Annotated in this window: 11 protein-coding genes and 3 pseudogenes; 7 read left to right on the top strand and 7 right to left on the bottom strand. The window is 45.9% G+C overall.

What is annotated here, in order from left to right:
- Window positions 1–388: 388 nt before the first annotated feature.
- The 7 genes and pseudogenes from JCM15124_RS11225 to JCM15124_RS11195 all read left to right on the top strand — a co-directional run bounded on the left by JCM15124_RS11225 (window position 389) and on the right by JCM15124_RS11195 (window position 7,936).
- Entirely contained in the window at window positions 389–1,618 is a 1,230-nt protein-coding gene (locus JCM15124_RS11225; RefSeq protein ID WP_024999480.1) for a site-specific integrase, read from the top strand.
- A 51-nt stretch (window positions 1,619–1,669) separates the two neighbouring features.
- Window positions 1,670–2,913: pseudogene (locus JCM15124_RS14245) on the top strand (tyrosine-type recombinase/integrase); the annotation flags it as partial.
- A 471-nt stretch (window positions 2,914–3,384) separates the two neighbouring features.
- Window positions 3,385–3,801, top strand: a complete 417-nt coding sequence (locus JCM15124_RS11215; RefSeq protein ID WP_004339693.1) for a hypothetical protein — start codon at window positions 3,385–3,387, stop codon at window positions 3,799–3,801.
- Between the two features lie 51 nt (window positions 3,802–3,852).
- A complete protein-coding gene (locus JCM15124_RS11210; protein WP_004339692.1) occupies window positions 3,853–4,251 on the top strand; it encodes a hypothetical protein in 399 nt (132 codons plus the stop codon).
- Entirely contained in the window at window positions 4,248–6,311 is a 2,064-nt protein-coding gene (locus JCM15124_RS11205; RefSeq protein ID WP_004338288.1) for a bifunctional DNA primase/helicase, read from the top strand. Before JCM15124_RS11210 ends, JCM15124_RS11205 begins: the two co-directional genes overlap by 4 nt.
- Window positions 6,299–6,607, top strand: a complete 309-nt coding sequence (locus JCM15124_RS11200; RefSeq protein WP_004338289.1) for a helix-turn-helix domain-containing protein — start codon at window positions 6,299–6,301, stop codon at window positions 6,605–6,607. The genes JCM15124_RS11205 and JCM15124_RS11200 overlap by 13 nt, the downstream gene beginning before the upstream one ends.
- A 375-nt stretch (window positions 6,608–6,982) precedes the next feature.
- Entirely contained in the window at window positions 6,983–7,936 is a 954-nt protein-coding gene (locus tag JCM15124_RS11195) for an Abi family protein (protein WP_004352710.1), read from the top strand.
- A gap of 41 nt (window positions 7,937–7,977) precedes the next feature.
- Here JCM15124_RS11195 and JCM15124_RS17185 read toward each other — a convergent pair whose 3' ends face one another.
- The 7 genes and pseudogenes from JCM15124_RS17185 to JCM15124_RS11175 form a co-directional block, all read right to left on the bottom strand.
- A complete protein-coding gene (locus JCM15124_RS17185) occupies window positions 7,978–9,369 on the bottom strand; it encodes a helicase-related protein (protein ID WP_373277543.1) in 1,392 nt (463 codons plus the stop codon).
- Window positions 9,309–14,195: a helicase-like domain-containing protein gene (locus JCM15124_RS14240; protein ID WP_373277542.1), complete on the bottom strand. Its 4,887-nt coding sequence runs from the start codon at window positions 14,193–14,195 to the stop codon at window positions 9,309–9,311. The genes JCM15124_RS17185 and JCM15124_RS14240 overlap by 61 nt, the downstream gene beginning before the upstream one ends.
- A 93-nt stretch (window positions 14,196–14,288) precedes the next feature.
- Window positions 14,289–14,669 carry a topoisomerase C-terminal repeat-containing protein gene (locus JCM15124_RS16770; protein WP_232220173.1) on the bottom strand — a complete coding sequence of 127 codons (381 nt, stop codon included), beginning with the start codon at window positions 14,667–14,669 and terminating at the stop codon, window positions 14,289–14,291.
- A gap of 39 nt (window positions 14,670–14,708) precedes the next feature.
- Window positions 14,709–16,370, bottom strand: a pseudogene (locus tag JCM15124_RS16015) (DNA topoisomerase); the annotation flags it as partial.
- Window positions 16,371–16,391: 21 nt separating this feature from the next.
- The gene (locus JCM15124_RS11180; protein ID WP_004338306.1) at window positions 16,392–17,795 is read right to left on the bottom strand and encodes a DUF3945 domain-containing protein; all 1,404 of its coding nucleotides are present in this window, start codon (window positions 17,793–17,795) and stop codon (window positions 16,392–16,394) included.
- Window positions 17,796–18,226: 431 nt separating this feature from the next.
- Window positions 18,227–18,738: pseudogene (locus JCM15124_RS15495) on the bottom strand (isoprenylcysteine carboxyl methyltransferase family protein).
- A 107-nt stretch (window positions 18,739–18,845) separates the two neighbouring features.
- Window positions 18,846–20,696, bottom strand: coding sequence for a phosphatidylinositol-specific phospholipase C (locus JCM15124_RS11175; RefSeq protein WP_232220172.1), 1,851 nt, complete (start codon window positions 20,694–20,696; stop codon window positions 18,846–18,848).
- Between the last annotated feature and the right edge of the window lie 633 nt (window positions 20,697–21,329).

Here is a 21,329-nt window from a genome sequence, read left to right as displayed (position 1 = left end):
TTAAAAAGTGATAACTACGCTTTGACGTTGCGAAAGCGTAGGTTTTACAACGCAAAACCTACGCTTTTACCGTGCAAAACAGCCGCTTTTGGAATGCAACTAATCAAGGAAAATGAAGAAAGGTCGAAGTTGATGTAAACTAACTGATAATGAGGAGGAGATGAAATAATTTGCGTAAAACTGCACCGTTCGTAAAAGGCAGTACTATGCAGATTTAGGCAGAAGTTCAGTTACCAAAGCGTTACCCGATTTCGCCATAGGTAACGATGAGGCAATGTTCGGTAACTGAATTATTTTCACTCGTGTGGCTGTTGCTGCGATCGACAGTTTTCTGCATAAGTGAGGAACGCTTTAATTCGGGTAACTTTGCCCATAAAAATTAAAGCGTATGAAACAAGAGAAAATGAAGGTGTTGCTCTACCTTAAAAAGAGCGGTCTTGACAAGTCGGGAAAAGCCCCGATTATGGGACGAATAACCATAGGGCATTCCATTGCCCAATTTAGTTGTAAACTATCTTGTAATCCCGACCTTTGGAATCCGCGTGAGAGCCGAATGGACGGAAAGAGCCGTGAGGCGGTGGAAGTGAACGGCAGGTTGGAAAACCTGTTGTTGTCCGTTCAGTCTGCTTATCAGTCCTTGCTCTCCAAAGGCTGCCCATTTGACGCAACCGATATAAAAGAGCAGTTTCAGGACAGCGTGCAGACAAGGTGCATGCTCATCGAGAGGCTGGATATGCTCATCAAGGAAAAAGAAAGCCATGTAGGTATAGACATCAAGGAAGGAGCCATACACGGCTACCACTCCGCCCGCATACATTTACAGAAATTTATTCAACGGAAGTACAAGGTCTCGGACTTGGCATTCTCGCAACTCACAGAGAATTTTATCAATGAGTTCCGTCAGTATTTCTTAGGTGAGTGCGGTTTTCAGGAAAGCACGTTCTATAATGTAGCCACGCATTTAAAGACGGTATGCAGATTGGCATACCGTGAGGGATTGGCAGATGTACTACTATTTGACAAAGCCAAAATCAGCAAAGGCGACAACAAACTGCCCAAAGCATTGGACAGGGAAGCATTGGACAAGTTAAAGGCTCTCCGCTTTGATGATTTGGAGGAGGAAATGGAAACGGCAAGAGACATCTTTCTCTTTGCCTGCTATGTTGGTGCGGCCTATTGCGACTTGATGGAACTGAAGAAATCCCATCTTGTCCGTGATGATGAGGGAAACCTATGGCTGAAGTTCAATCGTCAGAAGACAGGTGTACTTTGCCGTATCAAGCTATTACCCGAAGCCATAAGGCTGATAGAGAAGCTCCACAGCGGTGAAAGGGAAACATTGCTCCCCTATATCAAGTACAAGAACTATCAGACCTGCCTGAAAGCCCTGCGGCTTCGTGCTGGCATCTCGTTTCCCTTTACCACGCACACGGCAAGGCATACTTTCGCAACGCTCATCACGCTTGAACAGGGCGTGCCTATTGAGACGGTGAGCAAGATGCTGGGACATTCCAACATAAGCATGACCGAACGCTACGCAAAGGTAACATCACAGAAACTCTTTGAGGAATTTGACCGTTTCCGTTCTTTCACCGATGATATGCAGTTGGCTATATAAGCCTTATCAAATTACTTTATTCCTTATTCATTCAATCAAAATATCAAGACAATGAGAAGTACATTCAAGATACTGTTCTATATTAACAGACAGAAAACAAAGGCGGACGGAAAGACAGGTATCCTCTGCCGTATCACCATAGACGGGAAAAGCGCAGCCATTAGCACAGGCGAAGAGTGTAAGCCCTCCGAGTGGAACGCCAAACAGGGCTTGACGAAAGACAGGAAAATCAATCAAAGACTCCATGAGTTCAGGAAATTTGTGGAAAAGACCTATCGGGATATACTGACAAGGGACGGAGTGTAAGTGCAGAACTTATCAAGAATCACCTGCAAGGCATCGCCACTCATCCGACAACACTTCTTGCCATGAGCAGGGCGGAACTGCAAACTGTCAAGGAGAGTGTAGGCAGGTCAAGGACAGAAAGCACCTATCATAATCTGTCCCATTCTGACAGGATTCTCCGTGAGTTTGTGGAAGATAAAAGATTGCTGGATATACCCATTTCCACCATTACGGAGGAATTGTTTGAAGAATACCGTTTCTTTCTCAAAAAGCGTGGATTGAAGGGGACAACTATAAATAACTATCTCTGCTGGCTAAGCCGACTGATGTTCCATGCGGTCAATCAAAGGATTATCCGATGCAATCCCTTTGAGCATGCCAAGTATGAGAAAGAAGAAAAGAAAATACGCTTTCTGCAGAAAAGCGATGTCGCCAAACTCATGTCAATGACGATGAATGACAGGGAAGCGGAACAGGCACGGCTGATGTTCATTTTCTCCTGTTTCACAGGGTTGGCTATCGCTGATATGGAAACTCTGCAATATGGGCATATCCAAACGGCAGCGGACGGGAAGAAGTATATCCGCAAGGAACGCCAAAAAACAAAGGTGGAGTTTATTGTGCCGCTGCATCCGATAGCGGAAGCCATTATCAACTATTGTAGGAATGAACAAGAAGGAAACAAAGCGCATCAAGCAATAAAAGAAAAAGGCGACAGCCTTGTATTCCCCCGTGATTGCAGTCGCAGTGTAATGGGCAAGAACCTGTGTATTGTAGGCAAGGCTTGCGGCATAAAGGAACGGTTGTCGTTTCACATGGCAAGGCACACTTTCGGCACCATGACACTCAATGCAGGCATCCCTATTGAGAGTATAGCCAAGATGATGGGACACGCTTCCATTTCAAGCACGCAGATTTACGCACAGGTGACGGACAAGAAAATTTCAGAGGATATGGACAGGCTCATTGCCAAACAATCGGTAATAAAGAGAGAAACTACGGAGAGAGAGGAAAATGACCATTTCGCTGCAACTCCTTGTATCATAGTCTTTTATTTTTTTATCCTTTTTAATTGTAGCCATATTGTAGCCACAACAGAGTATTTTGAGAGTACACGCAGATACTGCTACCCGAAATGCGCACTTGCATTTCTTGGGTTCAAAAGTACAAAAAAGTAGAACATCCTCCAAATTATTGTGGGAAAATGTTTTAGAAATCTTTTGGCTACAATTTTCAGTGCATGGTGCAAGTCTATATATATAGATAGACCTTGCACCATGCACTGACAGTCCCAAAGGTGTGATTGATATGGCAGGCTCAATATTTTCGCCTACGTATTGGGCAACACGGCAACAAATAACGCATAATGTTAAAAATGCAAAATGGCAATATAATGCCAATATTGGCAATTTAATATTCTTTCTAAAGCCCTATTTGTTAAGAACTTTGCAGCATTATTTCTAACAAAAAGACGGATACATATGAATACAAAGAAACAAAACTCCGGAAGTAATGCAAAATTCTACGTTGTACTTCCGACACTTGAAATCATGCTCTCCGCCAGCAAAAACTGCAAGCTAAGGGCAGGCTATGCCAATATGGAATATTCCAACTTTATGAAACACTGCAAGATGCAGACCGACCTTCGTATCAACACTTATGCAAGATGTGCGGCAGCCTTCGATATGGACGTGCTCTTGATACATCTCCCCAAGGGTATGATTGAGTCCATGATAGCAACCACGCCCCATAAAAGCCTTCGCTTCTCCACAATGGAGCAGGAAGATCTCATCGTCATTCTCAATCGGCTGTGCAAGCTGGACAGTAGAAGATTTAAGCAGCATCTTATGCAGTTATTGCACCAATTGGGGAAGGACTCTGAATTTCCAGACGGATGATAATCCACGGAGAGCAACTATTCAATCCTAAACTGAAAAGAGAAGTGGCATATGACAGAAGAAGACAATTTACAAAAGACGGTAATTGCAGAGTTACGCTCACTAAGGAACGACATGGAGCGGATAGCCGGCTTTATCGTGGAAATGAGACGCGATTATTCCGTTTTGGAGGATAAGATGGAACTCAGTTCCTCCGACGTCATCAGACTCTTGGGCATTTCGCGGGCATCCCTTGCCCGATGGAGGGACACCAACGCAATCCCGTTCAGGTATATATCATGCAACCACGTTGCCTATCCGTTCAAGGGACTTTACGTCGCCATCAAGAGCGGACGTGCCTCCTTCAAGGGTTTCAGACGAGTGGAAGCCCTACAACGGCTCAACGCCTACAAGGATGGTGTCCTTAAAGGATATATGGGTGATGGTCAAACTTTATTTGAGGAGCTATGAACATCAAAGAAGAAATACTGAGCCGAACCAACAAAGGACTGGATGTGTTCTGCTTCTATATGCCTATCGACTTTGTGCCAAAGCGCAATTTCCGAAATCCTATGTATGACGACAGGCGTGCATCGTGCAATATCTATCTCGACAACAAGTCCGGCTGCTACCGAATGAAGGACTTTGGCAACGATGCCTACTCCGGCGACTGCTTTTGGTTTGCAGCCACAATGCTCGGACTGGACGTGAGGAAAGACTTTGTTAAGGTGCTTGAAACCATAAATCGGGACTTGCAGCTGAATATTTGCATTGAAAGGAAAGAACATAGTAATCCCCACACAATGATGATGAAGCCTTGCAAACCACCCTTAGTACAACCACCTAACCAGCTCAAGAAGATGGAAGGTAAAAAATGGTACAAGCTAATTGAGCAATCTTTCAATGTCAAAGAACTAGACTATTGGGAGCAATACGGCATTGATGCTAAGACTCTGCAACGTTTTCATGTAAAGTCGCTTGCTCGCTATGAGTCTGTCTCCAATCAGGGAAAGCCGTTTACTCTTGGTTCTACACATGATGAGCCTATGTTTGGATATAGCATGGGGAAGTTTGTAAAAGTCTATCGCCCTAAGAGTAAGCTGCGCTTTCTTTATGGGGGTGAGAAAGTGAACGACTATGTCTTTGGCTTCCAGCAGCTGCCCAGCAAAGGGGATGTTGTTTTCATCACAGGTGGGGAGAAAGACGTGCTTTCACTTTCGGCTCATGGTTTCAACGCCATCTGTTTCAACAGTGAGACGGCACAGATTCCTGAGAATATCATCGAAGGATTGCAGCTTCGCTTTCAACACATTATTATATTGTACGATACGGACGAGACAGGTGTAAGGGAAGCTAAACGGCAGACAGATGCATTTGCTCAATACAAGGTATTGAGTCTAACCTTACCATTGCAAGGGGGTAAGTCGGAGAAGGATATATCGGACTTCTTTGCCTTGGGCAATGAAGCAAAGGACTTGAAAGTGCTTCTTAATGATATGTTCACCAATATGTATGCACAGACGATGATGATATTGCAATCTTGTGAGATAGACTACGATAATCCGCCAGACGCTTCAAAGTCGGTGGTGGCAGTAAATGGTGTTCCGCTTGGAACGCAGGACAATCTGTTTTGTATCACAGGTGGAGAAGGAACAGGCAAAAGCAACTACATTGCCGCCATCCTTGCTGGCACTCTTGGGAGAGAACGATTAAAGGCAGAGCAAACCTTGGGATTGGAAGTAACTGCCAACCCCAAAGGATTGGCTGTACTTCACTACGATACAGAGCAATCGGAGGCACAACTCTATAAGAACTTGGAGAAGACACTTCGCAGGGCTGGTATCAAGTCCGTGCCAGAGTTTTATCATTCCCTCTATCTAGCATCGCTATCACGCAAGGACAGACTGAAAATCATTCGTGAGAGTATGGACTTGTTTCATCACAAACACAGTGGAATTCATCTTGTGGTCATTGACGGTATAGCAGACCTGATACGCTCCGCCAACGACGAAACAGAGAGTATAGCCATCGTGGACGAACTCTATCGATTGGCAGGAATTTACAATACTTGTATCATTTGCGTACTCCATTTTGTACCCAACGGCATCAAACTCAGAGGACATATAGGGTCTGAACTGCAACGCAAGGCTGCGGGCATTCTCTCCATCGAGAAAGATGACAATCCCGAATACTCGGTCGTCAAGGCATTGAAAGTGCGTGATGGAAGCCCGCTAGATGTGCCGATAATGCTTTTTGGATGGGACAAGGAAGCCGATATGCACGTTTATCGTGGAGAAAAGTCGAAAGAGGATAAGGAAAAACGCAAGACCGATGAACTGTTGGCTGTTGTAAAGTCTGCATTCCGTGCCAAACTAAAGCTATCATATCAAGAGTTGTGCGATGTGTTGATGCGTGAAATGGAAATCAAGGATCGAACGGCAAAGAAGTACATTGCCTATATGAAAGAGCAGCGTATCTTGTCGCAAGACACAAGTGGTAACTATCAAAAAGGAGAATTATGTCATACATAGACCAAAGAACCGAAGATACATGGCAGAAACGCTTGTTTGACAAGCTGATGACTGTTGAGAGTAAACTTGACCATCTGCTGTTTTTGCAAGAGCAATCTGTCGATACGACCATTCACCCTCCATTGAAACCCGAATACTTGGACATCATCGACGTTTCCAAGATACTCAAAGTGGAGCAGAAGACCATCTATAACTGGGTTTGGGCAGGGAAAATCCCCTTTCTCAAGGCTAACGGTCGATTGCTTTTCCTTCGGGAAGAGATAGATGAAATGGTACGGAAGCGAGATGGCTGGTAATTGATTTCCTGATTAGATTATTTTTGTTGTGTAAATGCAAGTGTTTACACAACAAAATAATTACCTTTACAAGTAAAAAGTTAGTTGCGGATTTACCGCTCACAAAGATAACAGTACTCGCTTATTTCTTTGATAAGGAATTTACCATATATTGTTTGAAACTATTGAACCGATAAAGATAGGGTTGCAGACAAAAAATATTTGTAATTTCTACATTTGATGCTACTTTTAATGGAAAATTCATCGCTTGCAATGATTTTTTCGGCATTTTCCTTGCGCATTCAAAAAAAAGTAGTAACTTTGCAGTCAATATGACCTCCCACGCTTCTCATCAGAACAGCGCACCCGGGGAGGTCTTCGAGTTTATATACGGTTATGAGGTACGAAAAGAAGCCCATAGACACATCTGAGCAGGTTAAAAAGTTATGCGATCGAGGACTTAATATTGGAGACGAAAAACTTGCGTCCCAATATCTTTATAATATAAGTTATTATAGATTACGAGCATACACATACCCTTTTCAAAATAACGGGGAAGGTGCTAATCACGAATTTCTGAGAAAGGACATTTCTTTTCAAGATGTGATAGACCTTTATTGTTTTGATAGGCGTTTACGCTCTTTAATCTTCAATGCCATTGAAAAAATCGAGGTGGCATTAAGAACAAGAATCGCCTTAACTTATTCCGTTGATGAAAATGACGCCTTTTGGTTTCTCAATCATAAGTTATACTTTCAGCACGATAAGTTTATCGCATTGACACGCAACGAGATTATAGATGATAAACCTGTTGTAGGGGATTTAATGAAAGAGGTCAAGCGAAGTAATGAGGAATTTATAGCTCATTATTATCAAAAGTATAGCGAACCTGCTTTTCCGCCAGCGTGGATGACCTTAGAGGTTGTTTCTATGGGAACATTGAGTAAGTTGTTTTTTGCTTTGGACAAGAATAATCCTTCTAGTAAAACAATCTGCAGAGATTTGGGACTATACAATGTCGATATTTTGAAGAATTGGATGCACGGTTTATCGTCTTTACGCAATACTTGTGCCCATCATAGTCGTGTATGGAATCGCCGCTTTACAATAGCCTTGAAGTTTCCTTATAGAACGAATTATCCTTTCTTGTCAAAGCAAGAAGCTGCAACGATAAGGGACAATAAGTTGTTTGCCTACTTATCTGTAATTTTGTATTTGCAGCAAATAATCAGTCCTGATAGCTCATTTAGAAAGAGTTTGCTCACCCTATTGGACAAATCTCCCAAATTGGTAGTTTTGAAAGATATGGGCTTTCCTGAAAAATGGAGAGAATACTCTTTGTGGAAATAATATAATACGATGGTGTATCAATTATGATACACCATCGCTATTTATCTCAGTCTGGATTTTACAATATATCCCTTACTTTCTTCTTGTTTGTTTCTATTATTCATAGAACTTGAATAAATTACCCCCTCCTCTTCCTTTTTAGTATTTGGGCTATTACTACTATTTTGTCTTAAATACTCGGGTTGGTCATTTTCGTTTGATTTTTCATTTTCTTCATTTGGTTCGTTCAATGTAAGTGCAATTTTTCTGTCAAGTTCTGCTGCCTCACCTTTGAGTGAGCGAAGCTCGTCCTCTTTCTTCCAAGAACTGTTGGCAATGTTGGTGTAAACGTCTTTGTTGGTCACGACCTTTGCCATTTCCTTCTCATGCGACTCTATCACCTTAGGGATACGCTCCAAGGCATTTACGAAGTTCTCGCAGGCAAGTTTCGGGTCTGCCGCTAACTTACCGTTATTATAAGTATAGTAGATGCTCTCCTGTCCCTTGACAAAGAAGCGGTTTATCGAGCAATCAAACAGATCCTTTGAACTGCTCTCCGTCTTGACCATGATGGAAAAGCCGTAAACCTCGCCAATCTTGTTGTACTCGCTCTTGGTACGAGCCTTTTCCTCTATCTCATGCAGACGGGCGGCGATGACCTTTATGTCGGTACTGTCCTCCACACCTTTAATGACAAGTTTATTGATAGGATTACCTTCTTTGTCACGCTCCACACGCTTCTCAAAGCACGCCAAGTCTGCCTTGGCTTCCTTGATCTTGTCTGAATGGAAAGACACGGAGCTGTCAATCTCCGCCAACTTGCCCGTTGCGGCATCACGCTCACGGAGGAAATTCTTACGCTCTGATTCCAGCGTGGCAATCTTCTTGTCGAGTTTGGCTTTCTCTAACAAGTCCGTATTACCAGATAGCACGGCAACATACTCTGAAAAGTTCATACCGCTATCCTCGTCCATCGATCCCTCGTCAATGGTACGACTACCGAGCGTGTTGGTCTTCAACTGATTGATAAACAATTGCTTGTTATGTAGTAGGTTGAACTTATAACTGTCCAACGACCGCTCCACGGCATAGATAATCACATCGACCTTGTTGTCAGCAAATTCTTTGGCAACCATATTACCTTTACGAATTGCCCGACCATTTCGCTGCTCCAAATCTGAGGGTCGCCAGGGTGTATCAAGTTGATGCACCGCCACCGCACGCTGCTGGGCGTTGACACCCGTTCCAAGCATAGAAGTAGAACCGAAAATGATGCGGATGTCTCCACGATTCATCGCTTCTACCATCGCTTTTTTGGCTTTCTCGTTCTTGCACTCCTGAATAAAGCGTATCTCGTAAGACGGGATATGATAATCTTCTACCAATTTACGCTTCACCTCAGAATAGATATTAAAGTCTCCGCCGGGCTTGTAAGTACCCAAGTCAGAGAACACAAACTGCGTACCTTCTGTGCATCATACTTCTGATAGTAGTCATTAAGTAGCTTTGCACAATGGCTTGCCTTGTTGTCAATATGATCCGAGTACCCGTTTTCGTCTATCATGCGTAGATCCAGGCTCATTTTGCGGGCGTAATCAGTTGCAATCAGCATCTTTGCCTTTTCCTCACTCTCGCTCAACGGCGCACGCCCCAAAAGCGTGGCATCACCGTTTTTGGCAAACTCCATCAACTTGCCGATAAACTCCTCCTGTTCAGGTGTCGGCGGAATGTTATGGAGTATCTCGTTTTTTTCGGGACGATCGATGCCTATATCCTTTGCTGTGCGGAAATCGCAAATCTCCGCATAGAACGAGGCAAGTTCAGGCACTTTAATAAAGGTTCTGAAGCGTTCCTTCTGAATAATCTCATTGGTGATGGAAAACTCATAGTCAGTGGACTTCTTGGCAAAGACCGCAGCCCATGCGTCGAAACTGTTAATGCCCTGCTTCTCCAAGGCTTGCGGGCGCAAGTATTTGAAGAGCAAATATAATTCTGTTAGCGAATTACTGATAGTAGTTCCCGAAAGAAAAGTTGCTCCCAAGTCCTTGCCTGACCGCTCCTGTATGGTGCGAATGGCAAAGAGCATATTGAGCGCACGCTGTGAGCCATCCGGATTGCCCAAGCCCGACACTCTGTCGTGGCGAGTATTGAACATCAGGTTCTTGAATTGGTGGCTTTCATCTACAAAAAGGTGGTCAATACCCATCATCTTAAAGTCCACGGCATCGTCCTTGCGCTCGGCAATGCTGTCTTGAATGTCCTGTAACTTGGCTTCCAAGGTCTGCTTACGTTTTTCTAAGCCTTTGAGCATGGCACGGGAGATGTCCGCTCCCTGCATACGGAGCACTTCAAGATTTTCTTCTACAGAATCTTTTTCTTTCTGCAAAATCGCTTCTTGTATCTCCAATGCTTGCGGTATCATGCCGAACTGCTCATGCGTGAGGATAATGCAGTCCCAATCATTATTCTTGATGTCATTGAAGATGCGTTGGCGATTCTGCTTGCTGAAGTCATTCTTTCCCGGATAGAGTATCTTGGCATTGGGATAAGCCTTGCGAAAAGTGTCGGCAATATCGAATACATTTGCTTTGAGTCCAATAATCATCGGTTTGTTAGCCAATCCCAACCGCTTCATCTCGTAGGCTGCTGTACACATGATAAGCGTCTTACCTGCACCGACCTCGTGGTCGCAGATACCACCTCCATTGGTCTTCAGCATCCACACGGCATCTTTCTGACTCTTATAAAGGTCTTGTATGCCCAATCTTTTAAGGTCGAGGTCGGGAAACGACTGATGCGTACCGTCGAAGTTGGGACGCACAAAGCAGTTAAAAAGGCGGTTGTAACGGTCAGAGAGCTGCTCCTTGAACGTGTCGGGTGTCCGTCCGAGCCAATCTACAAAGCCTTGTCTGATTTCCTCAATCTTGGCATTTGCCATCTGTATGGCATGACCGTCACGAACCTTAATCGTCTTCTCATTACCCTCCGCATCAAGTATGGTCTTGCTTTTGTTAATGTCAGGAATGGTATTGTGAAGTGCGTGCTTCAATAAATTGAGTCCGTCATAGCGTCTAAACTCACCTTGTACAGCATATTTGTGCCAGATATTACCGTTCTTTTGGTCGCAGCCAATGGCATACTCGTCCATATTAGAATGATAACTCACCCTGATGTCCGTCTCGAAGAACTCCGAGGCGAACTTGCCATAGACTTTCGCGGGTATCCAGCGTTCACCGAGGTTGAAATCCAAATCAGCAAAGGGAATGGGCGTGGGAGTGGCGGCACGCAGGGCAGTCAGACTCTGTTTCGCTTCCTCATGCTCCGGATGATCCAAGAGCCACGACTCGATACGCTCCGCCTTTTCAATCACATTGCCAGAAATAAACTTGTCGGCTACCTCATAGCTGTCCTCTTCGGGATTGTAGAAGATGCGTCCTTCCAAAGCAGAAAGCATATCGCTCTCTTCCATATCGGGAAGCAAAGAACTCATATAGTCAAGCTCCACCGTGCCGTATTTGTTGAGTGATGCGCCCAATGCCTCCATCGGGTCTGAAGCTATGGACAGTTCGGAGGTGGAAAAAGCCGTCGGGTGGTCGAAGATGTCCGCCTTGATGTACTTGCCGTTCTCGGAGCGTTCCAAGAACAGCATTTCCACTCCGGTGGCATCCATCTTGATGACATCGGTGTTTGTCTTCTGGTTGAAGTACCCCCAACGACCTACATAGCCGTCATAAAGCCGATTGAGTTTCTCACGCTCTTCCTTGTCCTCCGCTTGGTTGTTCGCCTCATAATCATAGAGTCGGTGATAACTCTCCCTAATCTCAATATATGCTTTCAGCCGTGAGAGCTGAGCAAAGGGTAAGTCCATCGGGTTGAAGGTAGGATGTCGTTTCAAGTCAGACAGGAAACCTACCTGCCCATTCTGTACGACTATCGAGCCGTCACGCAAATGTGAGTCGGGAGAAGAAAGGAACGGACGCGGTGAAGCATCAAACTCTTTCTTAACCTCTGCTATGGGCTGTGGCTTGCGAGGTTCGGCTTCCTCCATAAAGTCAAAGAGCGAGGGCTCTCTGACGGGAGCAGATGCAGTTTTCTTGCTTCTGCGGGAACTGCTTGGCGTGCTTCTTGCCGGCTTGGGTTGCCTGCTCGCAGAAAGTGGTTGGTTATCGCTGACCTTCTTTTGTTGAGCAGCCTCTTTGATTTCATTATTTACACGGGCTACATCTTGTGTCCAAAGACTATATTCCTCTGGGGCAAACAAGAACTGTTCCATGGCTTCTGTCTCTATGGTGCTATCCATAATCGGATGATGGTCTTCATCAAAGAATACCGTCTGACCGTTCATCTCGCGTGGGGCTTCCACGTCTGTGCGAATTTCACGGCTTTCTTGTTCGTATTGTCTTTGAAGGGTAATTACGGGGACACCTTCTGGGGCTGGTTCGGTTTCAGGCTCTGTATGTAAAACTGGCGCAGCTTCTTCGACTTTCAAAACCTCCTCGACTTGTTCTACCATTGCTTGTGGTTGATTGTCTTCCTGTACAGGTTTCTGCACTTCCTGACGGCTTTCATCCTTGATTTCCTCAATGATGGGTTCTTTAGTGTATTGTCCTCTGACAATCTCTTCCAGTTCTGCTATCTCGTGCAATTTAGTGGGTTTGAAGTATAAGTCCCGTTCTATACCCAATCCGTGTATCTTGACTTCCTCCATTTCTTTGAGGGACATATACCCAAGTTCCCAACCATAGCCCATCGTAACGGCTCCGAAGCCGATGCGTTCCTTGGGGTCGTATTCCAGCATATAGGCGGTATAGGCTCCCATAGGGAAAAAGTAGCGAGCGTATGCTGTGCGGTCGCCGATGAGTTGCTTTTCTGTTGCATAGAGTTTGGGAAGTTGCTTCTTAGTGCTGTCGGGCATCAAATTGTAAGCATTTTCTTCTTCTTTTTCATCTTCCTTATCCTCTTTCTTTTCCTCCTTATCCTTGGATTCTTGTAACAGAGGTGGTTGTTCTGTTTTTAGACCTCCTTGCACTTTCTGCACCATCTTGTCCACGTGTACCTGCCATTCCTCCTCGGTCATGGGTATGCCGGTTTCGTAGAGCTTGCGGTCGAAACGCTGCTCCACTTCCAAGGATAGTTGTGTACACAGACTGTCAGCCATATCCTCGATACTGCCGTCAAACGTATATTCCCAAGCGGGCTTACCATAAGGGTCTGTACCCATCGTGCGCTCTGTGGCAATCGTGCGGTGGGAAATGTCCTTCCATTCGCCCTCAAAGAGGGAGTTATGGTTAAACGCAATAGAAAAGCCGTCGCCTTTGGGAACAGAGGCGGTTTGTACAAACTGCTGTTCGATGCCCTCACCAATTTCCTTGCCCGATTGTTTTTGCAGGACAATCAGGTCGCTGCCCACATCCGTACCTGCATTCTCGGAGAACATACCCGAAGGTAGGCGGATGGCGGAGATAAGACGGCTATTCTGCAAGAGGTAACGGCGGATGGCTTCATTCTTGGGGCTGTCCAATACACCCTGCGAGGTAATAAATGCAAGAAGTCCGCCCTCCTTGATAGTGTCCAGCCCTTTTACAAAGAAATAATTGTGAATGGTTCTGGTGGATTCCCGTTTAAGGATATTCTCTCCCTTGCTATAACTACGGTCATAAACCATAAAGTCGCCAAAGGGGATGTTGCTGGTAATCAGGTCGTACTTGTCCTTTTCTTCCAGTTCTCCGATGGCTTCAAAGGGTTCTTGCCGAACAAAGATATTATCCTTGCCGTAAGGATGAAGGGCTTGTGTGATGCGCGCCGTCAGTAGGTCTTTCTCCATCGCATCGACCATACCGGCACTTTTGGCAAAGGTTTCGGTAAAGGCTCCCATACCTGCTGAAGGGTCTAAGCACCTTCTTACTTGCACGTCGGCAGCACTAAGGGCTTCGGCAATGGCGGAGACGATACGGGTGTCGGTATAGAAGGAGGTCAGTACGCTTGCCTTGATACTCTCCCAATAGCGTTTGGCGGTGCTGGCATCGACGGCATCACGGTAAATCATCTGTTTGAGCCTTTGGGTAGGCGCGAACAGGTTTTGCTCCGATGCGCTCCAATAGCGGAGGTCATCGGGATTATCACAACGGTTCAACACGCATTTCAGACCACCGAAACCTTGATAACCTCTGAGCAGGACTTTCTCGGCTTCGGTGGCTTCACGTCGTTCTTTTTCTAATCGGAGGATTACACGGATGGCTTCCGTATTGCCCTCCAAGACTGCTTTCTTATTGTATGCCATAATTTTTCTGTTTAAGATGGAGAGGAAAAATTAGTCGGAAGATAATTTTTCCTATCTCCCAACTAATTTGTTTTATCTCTGAGTCTGTGGTAACTATCTCCCTCGTGCTTTTCCTTTCTTTCCTTCAAACTCAAAGGCGGTGGTGTGGTCTTCGCCCAAAACAAGACGTGCGTTGAACTTCTTGCCTGCCTTGCTCGTCAAGCCTTTGAGGATAGGCGTTCGCCCGGTAGTTATCAAATCACGGATATTGTCCTCGGAAAGGAACGTGCCGCAGATTTCACGGAAGATGTGAAAGTCGCAGCCCTCGTGCCTGCATTTCGCAATTTTGGCATAGATGCCCACACTCTCATTGCTGCATTTGGGGCAGTGGTAGGTGGGATAGGACTTTTGTACCTGTGGAGCAAGGGCAAGGAGTTCCTCGCAAATCGTCTCCACATAGGAGTTGATGCCTTGTGCGAACTTCTCGGGTGGCATTTGTCCAGCCTCGATGGCGGCAAGGGTCAGTTCCCACGAGCCTGTCATCTCTGCATTGGCAATTCGTTTATCCTTGACAATCTCATAGACTGCCAAGCCTTTCTCTGTCGGGACTACCGTTTTCTTTTCTCTTCGGATATAGTCTCGCAGAATCAATGTCTCGATGATATTGGCACGAGTGGCTGGTGTACCGATGCCGCACTCTGCCATTGCTCTTTTACTTTCTGCATCTGCGACCTCTTTCCCTGCGTTTTCCATAGCAGAAAGCAAAGTCGCTTCTGTATAGAGCGGTTTGGGCTTGGTCTTGTGCTCGGTAATTTCTGAAGAAAGCAGTGGTAACACCTCGTTTTCTATTAGATTGGGCAATACGGATAAAGTCTGTTCTTCTTCCTCTTTGCCTTTTTCATCGTTCGTGCCAGTACTATGCTGCACGGCTTTCCAGCCCAAGGAGATACTTCGGCACGCCTTCCAAATGTAGGTGTTTGTACCGTCTGTCAGTTCCGCCTGCATCCTCTCCTCCTCTGAATCGGGAGAAAAGGCTTCGATGAAACGATGGACTACCATTTGGTAGATGGTCGTTTCATCTGTCGATAGTCCCGATGTTGTTTCACCCGTAGATAATGGCGTGGTGATCAGTTACCTTGCCGTTGTCCACCGAGTGGCGGTTAAGTGGTGTCGGAAGTGCAGTGCCTATCTTGCCAAGTAAAGTGGTACTTCCTCGAAAACGTCTTCACTGATGTATCGACTGCCGGTGCGGGGATAGGTCGTGATTTTCTTCTCATAGAGGCTTTGTGCGATTGAGAGGGTCTTATCTGCTGAAAAGCCGTGCTTTCGGTTGGCTTCCTTCTGTAGGGAGGTAAGGTCGAACAAGAGGGGTGGCGACGTATGTCCCACCTTTTTTGCGACCGAAGTCACGGTAAGCCGGCTCTGTTCGCGAAGCATGGCGAGAGCGGACTGTGCATCGGCTTCATTGTCAAATGCACTACTGCTCACAGCTTTCAGCGATACGCCCTCTTTCTCTGCTGCTACGGAGAGTTTCCAATAGGGGACGGAAGAAAAATCACGATTTTCTATGTACCGACGGCAGACCATAGCAAGAGCTGGGGTTTGTACCCGTCCCAAGGAATAGCCGCCTTTGCGGACGATGGACAATGCACGGCTGGCATTGATACCCACCAACCAGTCGGCTTCGCTTCTTGCTTTGGCGGAATAATAGAGATTGTCGTAACTGCTTCCTGGTTTGAGGTTGGAAAGTCCCTCACGGATGGCTTTATCGGTGAGGGAGGAAATCCACAAGCGGTCGAAAGGCTTATGGCAATTGAGATAGGAATAGATGTATCTGAAGATGAGTTCACCTTCACGTCCTGCATCGGTAGCAACGATGATGCGGTCTGCTTTGTCAAAGCTGGAGCGTATCACCTTGAGCTGTTTTAGTGCTGCTGGGTCTGATACATACTCCTTATCCTTACGTACTTGTCGTACCACTAACTGAAATGGATTGGGACGAATGGGCAGGTCTTCAGCTTTATAGGCAGAAAAACCGTAGGCTTCGGGCATGGCAAGGGCAATGAGGTGTCCCATTGCCCAAGTAACCATATAGCCGTTACCTTCTAAATATCCGTCTTGTCTGGTATTAGCCCCTACGATACGGGCTATATCTCTGGCTACCGAGGGTTTCTCGGCAATAATACAAGTAATCATAGTTGATAATAGAATTAAAGGTTACATCTTACGTCCACGGGACTTCTTCTGTTTGTTCTCGTCCTGCTTTTGCTTCTGCTCAGCAGTAGGCTGTGTCTGTCCCGTTTTGAGTGGTTCTTTCACATTTTTGGTGGCTTCGTTGGTCTTGCCGTGGTTATTGACCGCAACCTGTGTCTTGTGTTCCTCTGCTACGGCAACCACCTTTTCTTTGCCGGTTTCTTGCTTTTTGTCAGGATTCCACTTGTAAAAACGTGGGCGATTCTGTTCCTTGTCCATGCGAACATAGGCATTGAATGATTGTCCCTGTTTGTCCACCATATTCTTTAGATATAGTGTACGACCGCTATCCAATGCTTCACGCTGTTTATCTGATAACTCTAAACCGCAAAGCTTATGTGGGACACCTTGCTGCTGTGTCTGCTGCTGGCGTTCCTTAAAACCACGGTTATTGTCAAAGATGAACTCAATGCCTTTTCGCTCGGCATTAACCTGCAGGGTGGCGTTGAAAGACTTGCCGCTCTTGGCGGTCATACCCTCCACTTTCACGGCTTTGCCTTCCACAAGATCTTTGTACTGGACATCAGAGAGCGTTACACCCTTGATCTCCTTGGGAATGTTCACACGGTCGGCACGTAAGGCAACAATTTCGTTGGTCTGTGGATCGATGGAGACATAGGCAGAAAAAGGATTGCCGTTCTTGGGCGTTACTTCGATTGTCTTGCCAAGGTTGCCCGTAGCAAGGAGTTGCTCCTTTTCTTCGGGAGAGAACTTGTAACCCATATAGGGGAAGTCGAGCTGTGGCTCCTTGCGTAACGGGTGGATAGCCAAGCCGACATTGCCATTATCATCCGTGCGGAATGCAAGACGTGCTTCGGTGTAGATGGTCGTGTCACCAATAGGTACGGCAATAGTAATAAGGTTACTCTTCTGCCAAGAAAGCATCTTTTCTAACTCTCCACTTTGTTCCAGTCGTTCACGGGTAAGACCGAGGTCACCAAGTTGCTTCCAATCAATCTTCGACTCATCAATGGCTGTGGCGTTCTTCTTTTTCGGCAGATAATCGTCAAAGGATACTCCAATCTCTGTCAGTTGCTGTTTGCTTTCTGGCTTTTCACGACTTTGCAACATGGTGCGAAGATTGTCCACACCTTGTTCTACATTGTTTGCCAAAACCTTGTACAGTCCGAAACGAGTCGGGTTATTGAACTGTTTGAGGAAATTGGACATGAAGTTCTTTAGAAGTCCGTCCTTGTTGTTGAATTTCAAGAACGCAGCCTGATTGGCAGCGGCAGCCTCTGTGGTCTTGAGGTTGCCCTTGTCGTCGATACCCGATACTACGGAGATTTTTCCCGCTTCTTGCTCATTCTTCACTTCCGTGCGGTCTTCCAAGACCAGCACATAGTTGTCATTGTTGTTTGGTTCCATAAATATTACATTTTGATGAATATATAATGTTATATATTGGCAAAATTAAACGGATAAAACCAAACGTTCACACTGTGAGGAAATAGTGGGAAAAAGTGGGAAACAAAATGAGAGGAAGATTTGATGTACCAACAAAAAAAACTTCCCCTACAAGAGAAAGTCTATGGATGAGAAAGCACATCAACGATAAGTTTTTTGGTTTGCAGCTCGAATGTCAGCTACCAATAACCGTGACCGACGTCGGTCAGCGTCGTGAGTGACGACATCTGGAAGAATATTGGATGAAACACACAGGGGGGGAGTTTTTTCTGAAAAGAAAAACTCCTCCCCCCTTGATGCCTCACGGCTGTCTGTGATTGCTGTCCTGTTTATAAAAGTTATCCTGATGATAGGTAGTATTTTATAAAGTTTATCGACGTCGGTCACGATCGTTACGATAGCAGGTGTCGCATGGCTCTTTCCTCTTGACGGATGCGAACTATTAGCAGGTAGCCGTAGAGGGGCAGACCTACGCATAACGTTGTCCAAGCATGGCAGAGTAGCGCCACACCTATCAGTTCTGGTATGATGTTGAGGAAATAGTTTGGGTGTCGCACCGTACGAAACAAGAAACTACGATTGATGCGATGGTTGGGTACGATGTAGAGTTTCACTGTCCAAACGTCACTCAGCTTGTAGATGACGTAAAACAGCATGATGTAGCGAATGCCATGACTGCCACGCCGATGACAGAGGTCCTGTCAAACTCCATATTGCTGGTATATCCCTCATAGAGGGCACCAAAGTAGTAGGCTATATGGGCAAGCGTCAGCAGTAGGGAGTTGCGTTTTCCGTACTGTGTAGCTCCACATTTGATGAGACGTTTCTCGTTCCTTATTGAGAAAGCGAGGGAGAACAAGCGTAATACAAAGAAACTTGCGAAGATGATAATTGCATATAGCATGACTGTAATATGTTTTATGATGTTTAATAATCCGCTATGAAGCCGTGCCGACACGCGGGGGGGGGATTACGCACGGCTCGGCTGGTGTGTTGACTTGCCCCAACTTGTTACCACTGCTTGAGCGGCGGTGTGGCAGTATCGTTGAATTTGATGGCGATGTTGGTGAGTCCGTTGTCCCACCAGCCTGCAAAGTTGAAAAGCAGTATACCCGTTGTACGCAACTGATGGTCTCCCTTAAGAATATTTATCACATGCGGATCAACGTATCCTGTGACGGCATTGGGTGTGCCTATGCCGTTTGGACCCGTGTACGAGCAGAAGGTGATGAACCAGTCGGGTGCCGCACCACCGTACGCCTCACTGGCTTTTAGCAGGTTCTGGCGCACGAGATTCACCTTGTCGCCAGCAGCGCATCTGTAAGTGTCCTCCACATTCAGCGTGGTACGACTGTGATTGGTGGAGTAGATATTGGTAGAGAATTGTTTGTTATCATACCAGCGGTCTATCCACCCCGAGTTGGTGGAGTACCAGCCCTCACGGCTCAAGATGAGCATCTTGCCTCGTAGTTCTCCCATTGTAAGTGTCGGACTGAACGATCCTGCAATGTATGGTGTAACGTAGGGATCAGCCCTTAACACGTTACCCACTGCCGTACGGTACTTGTTACCTCCATCTTTGTCGTAGTCGTGGTCACGCTTGATGGTCATGATAACCGTTTCCGATGGGTGCTCCCGCAGAAAATCGGCGGTGGCACGCAATACATCCTTGTGGAACGTGCGGTCGAATACATTACTGGCGTGGCATAGCTTTAGCACACCATCTGCAAGCACCAAGCGTATGTCGAAGAAGCGTATGCCGCTCTCGAGCTGCCCCTTGATGTCCTTGTCTTGCGTCTTCACCCACCAGTTGCCTGACCATGCTCCTGTATCGTGTGTTCCGGGTATGGACATCTTGCACACCAGTCGGTCGTCCTCCATATCCTGCATCCAGTTGGCATAGGTAGTGGAGATTAGTTGCCGCAGTTTCAGTGAGAGCGTGTAGGTTCGACCTGCCACGGGGCCTTGCGCATTGCTTTTTCCTTCCAGTGGAGTGTGGTACAGCCACCATGGCGATCGATGTATCTTGGCTTCTTCTGCAGGTACGACGAAGTAATTGCCCGAATACCCTACGGATTTACCTATGGGCATACTCCAGAAGCCATACCAGGCTGATGTCTCGCCCGGTTTTAATGTGAGTGGTTGTGCGAGTGGACATTCGAAATCCTCTCCGCTTTTCTGCAAAACTGGAGAAACGACAGGCGCATCCCCTCGTTCATCAGTCTGCCACATTGCCTCCCACACGAATGGTGCTGCCTGCATGGAATCGTCAGTGGGGCGCATGCGCAGTGATGCCACGCTCATGTCATGTTTAGTATCATTTGTCAATCTCATGCGTATGAACGCTCCTTGCGGTTTGAAACTCACATGTGGCGAACGCAGGTGTAAACCGTCGCTCGTTTTCAAGGGCAACCAAGCTGACAGGTAAGGCATGTTCCATAGTTGCTCCTCATTTTGGCTTATGGGGCGTGCCAAACGCTCTACGCCCATTTTTATTTTGTGCGTCTTCTCATCGTAGGTTCCATGACCAAGTAGAAAACACGCCTGCCAATTACCAATTTTTTCATCGTGAGGAGCCTCCACGTCAGCATTGAGAGTGTCGCACCACAAGACACCATCATGCGTTTTCCATTTCACCTGTACTAATTTTATTGGTATCTTGGGGTTTTCGTTTCTGATAACACAAAGTCCCTCAGTTGTTTCGCCTTCTTTTAGCCGCATCTTCGGTGGGACCATATCTCCCTCAAAACCATAGGTGAAGGATCTTGTTGCTACCATCTTGGTGTTATCTACACCACCATTAGGGACTTCTATTGTAAGCCGTATCGTGGTTGATTGATGAGACGAACTTTCGCTATTCACTGTAGTGTCACCGTCGCATCCGTATAGAAGCATGGTGGATAACAGCGCATATATCACCGTCAAATTATAGATTGTTCTTTTACCCCATTGAAGGGCGATTTGTCCTGAAATCATAGTAAATCCTATGTATTTTTATTTTTTAAGGTGCAAAGATAGTGAATAATAGGCAACTTCCAAAACCTAACTATTGGCATTTATCGTACGCTTTGGAAAGAAATGGAATGATGTAACTTTGAGTTGCAGCGGTCTTCTTTTCAAAAGTCTATGTACACGCAAAATGCATCTCGTAGTCATCTATGGACTTCGAGATGCACAGCCTCGCAAAATTACATACCCAATCCGGGTTGTTAAATATTGTAAATAACGGGGGTAAGGAAGCTAAAAATATAAGTAGGGAAGCATAGAAGCCTACCACACACAGTGTTATGGATAAATTCACCAATAGGAACCAACATGTATTTGTTATTTTTAGCCATTCCTTAACATAAAATTATATACTATAGTGAGGGACACGCATTGTCCCTCACCTTAGATACTATTTGCGACGTATGAGTCGTTGCTCGTCCTTGTCTTTCTGCAACTGGCGTGGGGCGCGCTTGCCGAACTCGTCCACGTCTCTGTTTACCATGAGGC

The organism is Prevotella falsenii DSM 22864 = JCM 15124 (genome assembly GCF_000613945.1).
In the GTDB taxonomy this organism is placed as follows: domain Bacteria; phylum Bacteroidota; class Bacteroidia; order Bacteroidales; family Bacteroidaceae; genus Prevotella; species Prevotella falsenii.
Note: the sequence above shows the minus strand (reverse complement) of the source record. Positions and strands in the feature narration are given on the sequence as shown.

Coding starts and splice junctions, on each gene's coding strand:
- JCM15124_RS11205 (WP_004338288.1), top strand. CDS start 4,248: ATGAACATCAAAGAAGAAATACTGAGCCGAACCAACAAAGGACTGGAT.
- JCM15124_RS11225 (WP_024999480.1), top strand. CDS start 389: ATGAAACAAGAGAAAATGAAGGTGTTGCTCTACCTTAAAAAGAGCGGT.
- JCM15124_RS14240 (WP_373277542.1), bottom strand. CDS start 14,195: ATGGCATACAATAAGAAAGCAGTCTTGGAGGGCAATACGGAAGCCATC.
- JCM15124_RS11215 (WP_004339693.1), top strand. CDS start 3,385: ATGAATACAAAGAAACAAAACTCCGGAAGTAATGCAAAATTCTACGTT.
- JCM15124_RS16770 (WP_232220173.1), bottom strand. CDS start 14,669: ATGCCACCCGAGAAGTTCGCACAAGGCATCAACTCCTATGTGGAGACG.
- JCM15124_RS11210 (WP_004339692.1), top strand. CDS start 3,853: ATGACAGAAGAAGACAATTTACAAAAGACGGTAATTGCAGAGTTACGC.
- JCM15124_RS11200 (WP_004338289.1), top strand. CDS start 6,299: ATGTCATACATAGACCAAAGAACCGAAGATACATGGCAGAAACGCTTG.
- JCM15124_RS11195 (WP_004352710.1), top strand. CDS start 6,983: ATGAGGTACGAAAAGAAGCCCATAGACACATCTGAGCAGGTTAAAAAG.
- JCM15124_RS11180 (WP_004338306.1), bottom strand. CDS start 17,795: ATGGAACCAAACAACAATGACAACTATGTGCTGGTCTTGGAAGACCGC.